General features: G+C 71.7%; 6 protein-coding genes. All 6 read right to left on the bottom strand.

The features are described 5' to 3' along the window. Nucleotides 1-46 precede the first annotated feature (46 nt). The 6 genes from ACFU3E_RS37770 to ACFU3E_RS37745 all read right to left on the bottom strand — a co-directional run bounded on the left by ACFU3E_RS37770 (nt 47) and on the right by ACFU3E_RS37745 (nt 9829). Nucleotides 47-655, bottom strand: coding sequence for a sarcosine oxidase subunit gamma (locus ACFU3E_RS37770; RefSeq protein WP_384169162.1), 609 nt, complete (start codon nt 653-655; stop codon nt 47-49). Next, nucleotides 648-3884 (bottom strand): sarcosine oxidase subunit alpha family protein, encoded by a 3237-nt coding sequence (locus ACFU3E_RS37765; RefSeq protein WP_384169160.1) that lies wholly within the window; start codon nt 3882-3884, stop codon nt 648-650. Before ACFU3E_RS37765 ends, ACFU3E_RS37770 begins: the two co-directional genes overlap by 8 nt. A 20-nt stretch (nt 3885-3904) precedes the next feature. After that, nucleotides 3905-5137: a sarcosine oxidase subunit beta family protein gene (locus tag ACFU3E_RS37760; RefSeq protein ID WP_193478683.1), complete on the bottom strand. Its 1233-nt coding sequence runs from the start codon at nt 5135-5137 to the stop codon at nt 3905-3907. Next, nucleotides 5134-6417 carry a serine hydroxymethyltransferase gene (glyA, locus tag ACFU3E_RS37755; protein WP_384169156.1) on the bottom strand — a complete coding sequence of 428 codons (1284 nt, stop codon included), beginning with the start codon at nt 6415-6417 and terminating at the stop codon, nt 5134-5136. The genes ACFU3E_RS37760 and glyA overlap by 4 nt, the downstream gene beginning before the upstream one ends. Further along, the gene (locus ACFU3E_RS37750) at nt 6414-7274 is read right to left on the bottom strand and encodes a bifunctional methylenetetrahydrofolate dehydrogenase/methenyltetrahydrofolate cyclohydrolase (protein WP_384169153.1); all 861 of its coding nucleotides are present in this window, start codon (nt 7272-7274) and stop codon (nt 6414-6416) included. Before ACFU3E_RS37750 ends, glyA begins: the two co-directional genes overlap by 4 nt. A gap of 116 nt (nt 7275-7390) precedes the next feature. Further along, nucleotides 7391-9829 carry an FAD-dependent oxidoreductase gene (locus ACFU3E_RS37745; protein WP_384169150.1) on the bottom strand — a complete coding sequence of 813 codons (2439 nt, stop codon included), beginning with the start codon at nt 9827-9829 and terminating at the stop codon, nt 7391-7393. Between the last annotated feature and the right edge of the window lie 192 nt (nt 9830-10021).

Here is a 10021-nt window from a genome sequence, read left to right as displayed (position 1 = left end):
GTGATCCGGTGTCCGGATCACCGACCGCCGCCCGCATGTGCCCGCGTCAGCCCGTCCACTCCACAGCCGCGTCCAGCAGCCAGTCCGTCAGATAGCCGGCGAAGGACGAACGGACCAGCACCCAGAACCCGGCCCTGGGGTCGTCACGGGCGACCAGGACGACCTGGGTGCGGCCCAGGTTCGTCTGGGCGCAGCGCCCCGGACCGAAGACCCTCGGGTGAAGGTCCAGGGAGCAGCCGTGGGCCAGGAGGTCGCGGGCCCGGGGGCCCGCGACGAGGAGCGTGGTGCGCTGAGCCGAGACGTCGATGACCGACACGGGCTCGTCGCCCGCGGCCGCACGGATCCGGCTCTCCAGATCCCGCTGACCGCCCGGCGGGCCCACCACGAGCCACTCGTCGGGGCCGAGCCACAGCACGGTCAGCTCCCCGGCGCGGGCGGCGGTGCCGGGTTCGACGGGAAGGGGGAGGCCCAGTGCCAGCCCCACGGCGTCCGCCGCCGCCCCCTTCGGGTCGAGACGCACGGTGACCTGGGTCAGGAAGGGAAGTTCCGCCAGCCGGACCGCGCCCCCGGAGGTGCGGGTCGCGGCGGCCAGCCGGTCGGCGGCGGGCGACAGGGGGCTGCGGAGCGGTGTGGTGGTAACGGCGGTGTCAGCCATCGCGGCGGGCTCCCTCGGGGTCGTAGAGGACGGGGCTCGCGACGGTCACCGGGACCAGCCGGTCGCCCACGGGGGCGTAGAGTCGCTCACCGATGCGGTCCCGGCCACCCTTGACCAGCGCGAGGGCGAAGGTCCGGCCGAGGGCCGCGCTGCGGTAGCTGGACGTGACGTGGCCGAGCATCGGCACGGGCGGCGCGGGCAGCACACCGCCGGCGACCAGGTGCGTGCCCTCGGGGAGGAACGTGCCAGGGTCCTCCGGGAGCAGCCCGACCAGGTGCTTGCGGTCGGGGCGTACCGTGTCGGCACGGGCGTAAGACCGCTTGCCGATGAAGTCCGGCTTCTTCTTCGACACCACCCAGCTCATGCCGAGGTCCTGCGGCGTCACGGTGCCGTCGGTGTCCTGGCCGACGATCGGATAGCCCTTCTCCGCGCGCAGGACGTGCATGGTCTCCGTGCCGTACGGGGTGATGCCGTACGGGGCGCCGGCCTCGTACAGCGCCTCCCACAGGGCGAGGGCCTCCCACGGCGACACATTGATCTCGTAGGCCAGTTCGCCGGAGAAGCTGATCCGGCACACCCGCGCGTCGATGCCGGCGACGGTCGTCTCGCGCCACGCCATGAAGGGGAAGTCCTCGTTGGCGACGGCGAGCCGGGGTGCGAGCGAGCCGAGGACCTCGCGGGAGCGCGGGCCGACCAGGGCGACGGTGGCCCACTGCTCGGTCACCGACGTGCAGTGGACGCGCAGCTCGGGCCACTCCGTCTGGAGCCACTCCTCCATCCAGTCCAGCACGGCGGCGGCGTTGCCCGTCGTGGTGGTGACCAGGTAGCGGTCCTGGTCGAGGCGGATCACCGTGCCGTCGTCGAAGACCATCCCGTCCGGGCGGCACATCACGCCGTAGCGGATCATGCCGACCTTCAGGGTGCTCATCATGTTGGTGTAGAGCAGGTCGAGGAAGACTCCGGCGTCCGGGCCCTGGACGTCGATCTTGCCGAGGGTGGAGGCGTCCATGAAGGCGACGCCCTCCCGGGCGGCGGCACACTCGCGCAGCACGGCCGTCTCCATGTCCTCGCCGTCCTGCGGGTAGTACCAGGGCCGCTTCCACTGGCCGACGTTCTCGAACAGGGCGCCGTGCGCGACATGCCACTCGTGCAGGGCGGTGGTGCGGATCGGGTCGAGCAGGGCACCGCGGTCGCGGCCGGCGAGGGCGGCGAAGGAGACCGGGGTGTACGGCGGGCGGAACGTGGTCGTGCCGAGCGCGCAGATGTCCACGCCGAGCAGTTCGGCGACGACGCCACTGGCGAGGACGCCGGAGGTCTTGCCCTGGTCGTTCGCCGTACCGGCCGTGGTGTAGCGCTTGGTGTGCTCGACGGAGCGCATGCCGGCACCGGTCGCCCGGGCCAGGTCGTCGACGGTGACGTCGCGTTGCAGGTCGACGAAGCGCGGGGCGCCTTCCCGGCCGGGGACGGTGAACACCCGCATGGGCGGCGTCTGCGGCGGCGTGGCCACCTGGGGCAGCTGGACCTCCTCCGGGGTGTAGCCCTCGGCCTCGATGGCGCGGGTACCGGCGGCGGCCCCCTGGGCGAGAACGCGCGCCAGGCCGAAGGCGCCGCTCGCGCCGCCCGCGACCTCGACGGCCTGCCGGGAGGCGTCGGGGACGAAGGTGCCGAGCTCCTCGTCGTAGCGGAGTTTGCCCCCCGCCTGGCTGAACAGGTGCGCCACCGGGTTCCAGCCGCCGGAGACCAGGAGCAGGTCGGCGGCGAACTCCCGCTGTCCCTCGGACTGTCCGTACGGTGCGACGGTCACGGAGGTGAGCCGGGGGGCGCCTTCCGTGGCGGTGACGGCGTGACCCGTCAGCACCTCGATGCCGGCCTGCCGGGCGCGGTTCGCCCACTCCCCCGGCTCGGTGCGGGTGTCGACGACGGCCTCGACGGTCACGCCCGCCGCCGCGAGGTCCAGGGCCGCCGCGTAGGCGCTGTCGTTGGTGGTGAAGACGACCGCGTGCCGGCCGGGCAGGGCCGCGTACTTGTTGACGTAGGCGCGGGCCGAGGCGGCCAGCATCACGCCGGGGCGGTCGTTGTCCGCGAAGGCCAGCGAGCGTTCGTGCGCGCCGGTGGCGAGGACGACGCGGCGGGCGCGGATGCGCCAGACGCGTTCGCGGGAGACGTTCTCGGGGGCCCGGGCGCCGAGGTGGTTCGTACGGCGCTCCACGGCGAGCAGGTGGTTGTCGTCGTAGTAGCCGAAGACGGTGGTGCGGCGCAGGACCTGGACGTCGGGGGCGGCGTCGAGCCGGGAGGTCGTCCCGGTGACCCAGTCGAGGTGTTCGCCGGTGCCGAGGAGGCTGCCGCCGGGTTGCGGCTGGTCGTCGGCGAGGATGACGCGGGCACCCGAGCGGGCGGCGGCTGCCGCCGCGGCGAGTCCGGCCGGGCCCGCGCCCACGACCAGGAGGTCGCAGTGGGTGTGTACGGCGTCGTATCGGGCCGGGTCCGGGTCGGTGGCGAGGCGGCCCTGGCCGGGGAGGCTGCTCGCGACGAGGCCGTCGTAGAGCTCGACGGTGGTGGCCGGGAGCATGGGCTCGGGGAACGGGGCCTCGATCTGGACGACCGCGTTGGGTTCCTCGGCGCCGGCCGAGAAGATGCCGCGTGGGCGGCCCAGCTTGATGCTGGTGCCGGTCTGGATGACGCCGTTGGCGAGGAGGGCGGAGGCGAGGGTGTCGCCCTCGTAGCCCTGGTACTCGGTGCCGTCGAAGGTGAAGGTGACGGGGGTGTCGCGGTGGATTCGGCCGCGGGTGGGGTGGCGGAAGGGCTGGGTTGATTCGCCCCCGCCCTTACCCGTCCCATCTTGAAGGAGCTCCGTCCCTCCGACCCCGCCGGGGACTGCGCCCCCGGACCCCGCTTCGGCCTGGACGGCCTCGTCCTCAAGCGCCGGACGGGCTGAACGCACCGAACGTGACGCGAGGGTGGCAGGGCGCTCCTCCCCCGCCCGGTACACCGTCAGGATCTCGTTCGTCGATGTGTCCCGCACCGCGTTGAACCAGCGGCGGCAGCCCGCCGCGTGGCTCCAGCGCTCGGCGAAGGGGCCCCGCGGGTTGTCGCGGAAGAAGAGGTAGCGGGCCCACTCCTCGTCGGTGAGGGAGGAGGGGTCCTGCGGGTATGGCACGTGGGCCTGGCCGCCGTAGTGGAACTCGGCCTCGTCGCGGGGCCCGCACCACGGGCAGGGGATGAGCAGCATGGGTCGGCTCCCTGATGGTCCTAGTGGGCCACCGCGGCCGCGCCGTGCTCGTCGACGAGCGCGCCGGTGGTGAAACGGTCGAGCGAGAAGGGTGCGTTCAGCGGGTGGGGTGTGTCGTGGGCGATGGTGTGGGCGTAGACCCAGCCGACGCCCGGGGTGGCCTTGAAACCGCCGGTTCCCCAGCCGCAGTTGAGGTAGAGGTTGTCGACCGGGCTGAGGCCGATGATCGGTGAGGCGTCGGGGCTGACGTCGACGATGCCGCCCCAGGTGCGCAGGACGTGGGCGCGGGCGAAGACCGGGAAGAGTTCCAGGGCCGCCGACATCTGTTCCTCGATGATGTGGAAGGCGCCGCGCTGGGTGTAGGAGTTGTACGCGTCGATGCCGGCGCCCATCACCAGCTCGCCCTTGTGGGCCTGGCTGACGTAGACGTGGACGGCGTTGGACATGACGACGGTCGGGTGCACCGGCTCCAGCAGCTCCGACACCAGGGCCTGCAAGGGGTGGCTCTGGACGGGGAGTTCGACGCCCGCCATGGCCGCCAGGACCGAGGTGTGGCCCGCCGAGCAGAGCGCGACCTTGCCCGCCGCGATCGGGCCGCGGGTGGTCCGGACTCCCACCACCCGGTTGCCGACGACGTCGAGGCCGGTCACCTCGCAGTTCTGGATGATGTCGATCCCGGCGGCGTCGGCGGAGCGGGCGAGGCCCCAGGCCACGTGGTCGTGCTTGGCGATGCCCGCGCGCGGCTGGTAGGTCGCGCCCAGGACCGGGTAGCGCACGTCCGGGGAGATGTTGACGATCGGGCAGACGTCCTTGACGCCGTCCGCGTCGAGCCACTCGGCGTCCACGCCGTTGAGGCGGTTGGCCTCGACGCGGCGCACGCTGTCGCGGACGTCCTGGAGGCTGTGGGCGAGGTTCAGCACGCCGCGCTGGGAGAACAGGATCGGGTAGTCGAGCTCGTCCGCCAGTCCCTCCCACAGCTTGAGTGCGTGCTCGTAGATGCCGGCGCTCTCGTCCCACAGGTAGTTGGAGCGGATGATCGTGGTGTTGCGGGCCATGTTGCCGCCCGCCAGCCAGCCCTTCTCCAAGACGGCGACGTTGGTGATGCCGTGGTTCTTCGCCAGGTAGTGGGCGGTGGCCAGACCGTGGCCGCCGCCGCCCACGACGACGACGTCGTACGAGCGCTTCGGCTCGGGGTTGCGCCACAGCCAGTCGGGGTGTTCGGGGAGCTCGGCGCCGGGGGTGCGGGGGCTCATCGGGCGTCTCCGTCTTCGGACAGGTGGGGGTAGAGCGGGTGCTTGGCGGCCAGGGTCTCCGTACGGGCGCGCAGGGCGGCCACGTCCGGCTCCGGCTGGAGGGCGAGGGCGATCACGTCCGCCACCTCGGCGAAGTCCGCCTCGGTGAAGCCGCGGGTGGCCAGGGCCGGGGTGCCGATGCGCAGGCCCGAGGTGACCATGGGCGGGCGCGGGTCGAAGGGCACGGCGTTGCGGTTGACGGTGATGCCGATCTCGTGGAGCAGGTCCTCGGCCTGCCGGCCGTCGAGCTCCGAGTCGCGCAGGTCGACCAGGACCAGGTGGACGTCCGTGCCTCCGGTGAGGACCTTCACCCCGGCCGCCGCCGCGTCCGCCCGGGTGAGGCGTTCGGCGAGGACGCGGGAGCCGGCGAGCGTACGGGCCTGGCGTTCGGCGAACTCGGGCGACGCGGCGACCTTGAACGACACCGCCTTCGCGGCGATGACGTGCTCCAGGGGGCCGCCCTGCATACCGGGGAACACCGCCGAGTTGATCTTCTTGGCGAGGTCGGCCTCGTTGGTGAGGATGACGCCGCCGCGCGGGCCGCCGAGTGTCTTGTGGGTCGTGGTGGTCGTGACGTGGGCGTGCGGTACGGGGTTGGGGTGCAGGCCCGCCGCCACCAGTCCCGCGAAGTGCGCCATGTCGACCATCAGCAGGGCGCCCACGTCGTCGGCGATCCTGCGGAACTCCGCGAAGTCCAGCTGCCTCGGGTACGCCGACCAGCCCGCGATGATCATCTTGGGGCGGTGTTCCTTGGCGAGCCGCTCGACCTCGTCCATGTCGACGAGGTTGTCCGCCTCGGACACGTGGTACGGCACGACGTTGAGCATCTTGCCGCTGTAGTTGATGCGCATGCCGTGGGTGAGGTGCCCGCCGTGCGCGAGGTCGAGTCCGAGGACGGTGTCGCCGGGCTGGAGCAGGGCGAAGAAGACGGCGGTGTTCGCCTGGGCGCCCGAGTGCGGCTGCACGTTGGCGAAGCCCGCGCCGAAGAGGGACTTGATCCGCTCGATGGCCAGCCGCTCGGTGACGTCGACGTGTTCGCAGCCGCCGTAGTAGCGGCGGCCCGGGTAGCCCTCGGCGTACTTGTTGGTCGCGACCGAGCCCTGGGCCTCCATCACGGCGGAGGGGGCGAAGTTCTCGGAGGCGATCATCTCCAGAGTGGACTGCTGGCGGTGCAGTTCGGCGCGGAGCGCGGCGTGGACCTCGGGGTCCAGCTCCGCCAGGGGGGTGTTCAGCGCGTTCATACGGTGTTCGCGTTCCTCTCGGCGGCCTCGACGACATTGGCGAGCAGCATGGCCCGGGTCATGGGGCCCACACCCCCGGGCATGGGAGCCAGCCATCCGGCGACCTGGGCGGCGTCCGGGTGGATGTCACCGACCAGCCCCTGGTCGGTGCGGGTGATACCGACATCGAGGACGGCCGCGCCGGGGCGCAGCATGTCCTTGGTGATCAAGCCGGGCGAGCCGGCGGCCGCGACGACGACGTCCGCCTCGCGTACGTGCCAGGCCAGGCCCTTGGTGCCGGTGTGGCAGAGGGTGACGGTGGCGTTCTCGGACCTGCGGGTGAGGAGGAGTCCGATGGGCCGTCCGACGGTGATGCCCCGGCCGATCACGCACACCCGTGCTCCGGCGAGCGGCACGTCGTGGCGGCGGAGCAGTTCGACGATGCCGCGCGGGGTGCACGGCAGCGGGGCCTCGACGCCGAGGACGAGCCGGCCGAGGTTGACGGGGTGCAGTCCGTCGGCGTCCTTGGCCGGGTCCATGCGCTCCAGTACGGCGTTGGCGTCGAGGTGACGCGGCAACGGCAGCTGGACGATGTAGCCGGTACAGGCGGGGTCGGCGTTGAGTTCGTCGATCGTCTCCTCGACCTGCTGCTGCGAGGCGTCGGCGGGCAGTTCCCGGCGGATGGAGGCGATGCCCACCTGGGCGCAGTCGCGGTGCTTGCCGCCGACGTAGGCGTGACTGCCGGGGTCGTCGCCGACCAGGACGGTACCCAGGCCCGGCGCACGGCCCGTGGTCGCGGCCAACTTGGCCACTCGCTCGGCGAGTTCGCGGCGGATGGTGGCGGCAGTGGCCTTGCCGTCAAGGAGTTGTGCAGTCACCTGGAGTTCCTTCCAACGAGCGGTGGCTGAACGCCCTCTCAAAGGGCGCGGGGCTGTGTCGGTCAGCAACTCCGCCGCGGGGCGCGACCAGTCGCGACGAAGCGGCAGTCGGAAACTCAGCCACGGAGTCGGGACATCGTCGGGTCGAACAGAGGCTCCTCGGTGACCACGGCCTCGACGGACTGGTCGAAGTACCCGATACGTACAACCGTCCCCGGAGCGGCCAGCTCCGCCGGCAGCCAGGCATAGGCGATCCCCTTGCCGATCGTGTAGCCGTACGCGGCACTGGTGACGTACCCGACCGCGCAGTCGCCGTCGTACACCGGCTCCTTGCCCATGACGACCGCCTTCGGGTCGTCGATCGTGAGACAGGTGAGCTTGCGCCGCACGTCGGCCTTACGCCGCTCCAGCGCCGCCTTGCCGATGAAGTCGTCCTTGTCGAGCTTGACGGCGAAGCCGACGCCGGCCTCGTAGGGGTCGTGCTCGTAGGTCATGTCCGTACCGAAGGAGCGGTAGCCCTTCTCCAGGCGGAGGCTGTTGAAGGCGCCGCGGCCGGCCGCGATGCCGCCGAGCGGCTCGGCCGCCTGCCAGAGGGTGTCCCACAGCTTCCCGCCGAGGTCGGCGGTCGTGTACAGCTCCCAGCCGAGCTCACCGACATAGCTCAGCCTCATCGCGGTGACGGGGACGGAGCCGATGTGGGCGTGCTTGGCCCGGAAGTACTTCAGGCCACTCGCGGAGAAGTCGGCGTCGGTGAGCGGCTGCAGGACGTCGCGGGCGCGCGGGCCCCACAGACCGATGCAGCAGGTGCCGGGGGTGATGTCGCGGACCTGGACCGTGCCGTCGGCGGGGAGGTGCCGGGTGAACCAGTCGAGGTCCAGGTTGCCGTTGGCGCCGACCTGGAAGAGGTCGGGGGCCAGCCGGGCGACGGTGACGTCGCTGCGGATGCCGCCGTCGTGGTCGAGGAGCAGGGTGTACGTCACCGAGCCGACGGACTTGGCGACCTTGCCGGTGCACAGGCCCTCCAGGAACTCGCCGGCACCGCGCCCGCTGACCTCGAGCCGCTTGAGGGCCGTCATGTCGTACATCGCGACGGTCTCACGGGTGGTCTGGGCCTCGGCGGCGACGATGGGCGACCAGTACCGCGCGGCCCAGTCGTTGGGGGTGACGATGGAACGGCCTTCGACCAGGCCCGCGTTGGCCTCGTACCACTGGGGGCGCTCCCAGCCGTTCGCCTCCAGGAAGAAGGCGCCCAGCTCCTGCTGGCGGGCGTGGAAGGGGCTGGTGCGGATCGGGCGGGGGTCTCCCGACGGCTGGAGGGGGTGGAGGATGTCGTAGACCTCGACGAAGTTCTGGCAGTCGCGGGCCAGCACGTACTCCGGCGAGAGCTGGTGCGGCTCGAAGCGGTTGACGTCGCACTCGTGCAGGTCGAACGAGGAGCAGTAGCCGTCGACCAGCCATTCGGCCATGGCCCGTCCGACGCCCGCGGAGTGGGTGACCCAGACGGCCTCGGCGACCCAGAAGCCCTTGACGTCCGGGGATTCGCCGAGCAGGGGCAGGCCGTCGGTGGTGAAGGAGAACAGGCCGTTGATGCCCTCCTCGACCTTGGCGTCCTTGGTCGCGGGGAGCAGTGACTGGGTCTCGCTCCAGGCCTCCTCGAAGTCCTCCTCGGTGAACTTCAGGACGGACGGCATCTCGTCGGCCTCGTCCACGGAGAGGATGTCGTCGGCCGAGATCGGCATCGGGCGGTGGCCGTAGTAGCCGATGCCCAGGCCGTCGAAGCGGTCGCGGTAGTAGAGGTCGGCGTCCTGGTGGCGCAGGATCGGGCGGACCGCCTCCTGCGTCTGGCCCGCCAGCGCCGGCACCGGGCCCGTCCAGGCGAGCTGGTGGCCGAGCGGCGTGAGCGGGAGGTTCATGCCGACCATGCGGGCGATCCTCGGGCCCCAGATGCCGGCGCAGCACACGACGATGTCGGCGGGGATCTCGCCCTGGTCGGTGAGGACGCCGGTCACCTCGCCGTCGGCCCGCTGGACGTCGAGGACTTCGTGGCGGGCGAGGAAGCGCACGCCGCGCTCGGTGGCCCGGCGGATCTGCGCCTCGACGGCGAGGACCGCCTTCGCGAGGCCGTCCGTGGGCACGAGGAGGCCGGCGAGTACCTTGTCCGGGTTGACGAGCGGGTGCTGTTCGACGCACTCCGCGGTGCTCAGCAGCCGGGACTCGATGCCCCAGGAGGCGAGCCAGCCGTGGCGGCGCTGCAGTTCCGTGACGCGCTCCGGGCTGGTCGCCACCTCCAGGCCGCCGACCTGCAGGAAGCAGGGCTGACCGTCCACGTCGAGCGAGCAGAACTTCTCGACGGTGTAACGGGCCATCTCGGTCATGGTCTTGGAGGGGTTGGTCTGGAAGACCAGGCCCGGGGCGTGCGACGACGATCCCCCGGTGGCGGGCAGTGGGCCCTGGTCGACCACGGTCACTTCGGTCCAGCCTCGCGCGGAGATCTCATCGGCGAGCGCTGCTCCCACGACGCCCGCTCCGATGATGACCACCCGGGGTCCCGCCATCGCCGCACCTCCGACGTTGAAAGCGATCCAGTTGCTTTGTGCGCAACAGGGTTCAGGTTGCGCAACTCAATGTGCCCGCCGTGGACAGGCGTGTCAAGGGGTCCGAGACGCCGGAAAAACCCCCGGAGGCGGCGGGGAGGAAGCACCGGAAAACAGCAAGGCCCGGCAGGCTGAATCCTCAGCCTGCCGGGC

This window comes from Streptomyces sp. NPDC057424 (assembly GCF_042803315.1).
GTDB lineage: Bacteria > Actinomycetota > Actinomycetes > Streptomycetales > Streptomycetaceae > Streptomyces.
Note: the sequence above shows the minus strand (reverse complement) of the source record. Positions and strands in the feature narration are given on the sequence as shown.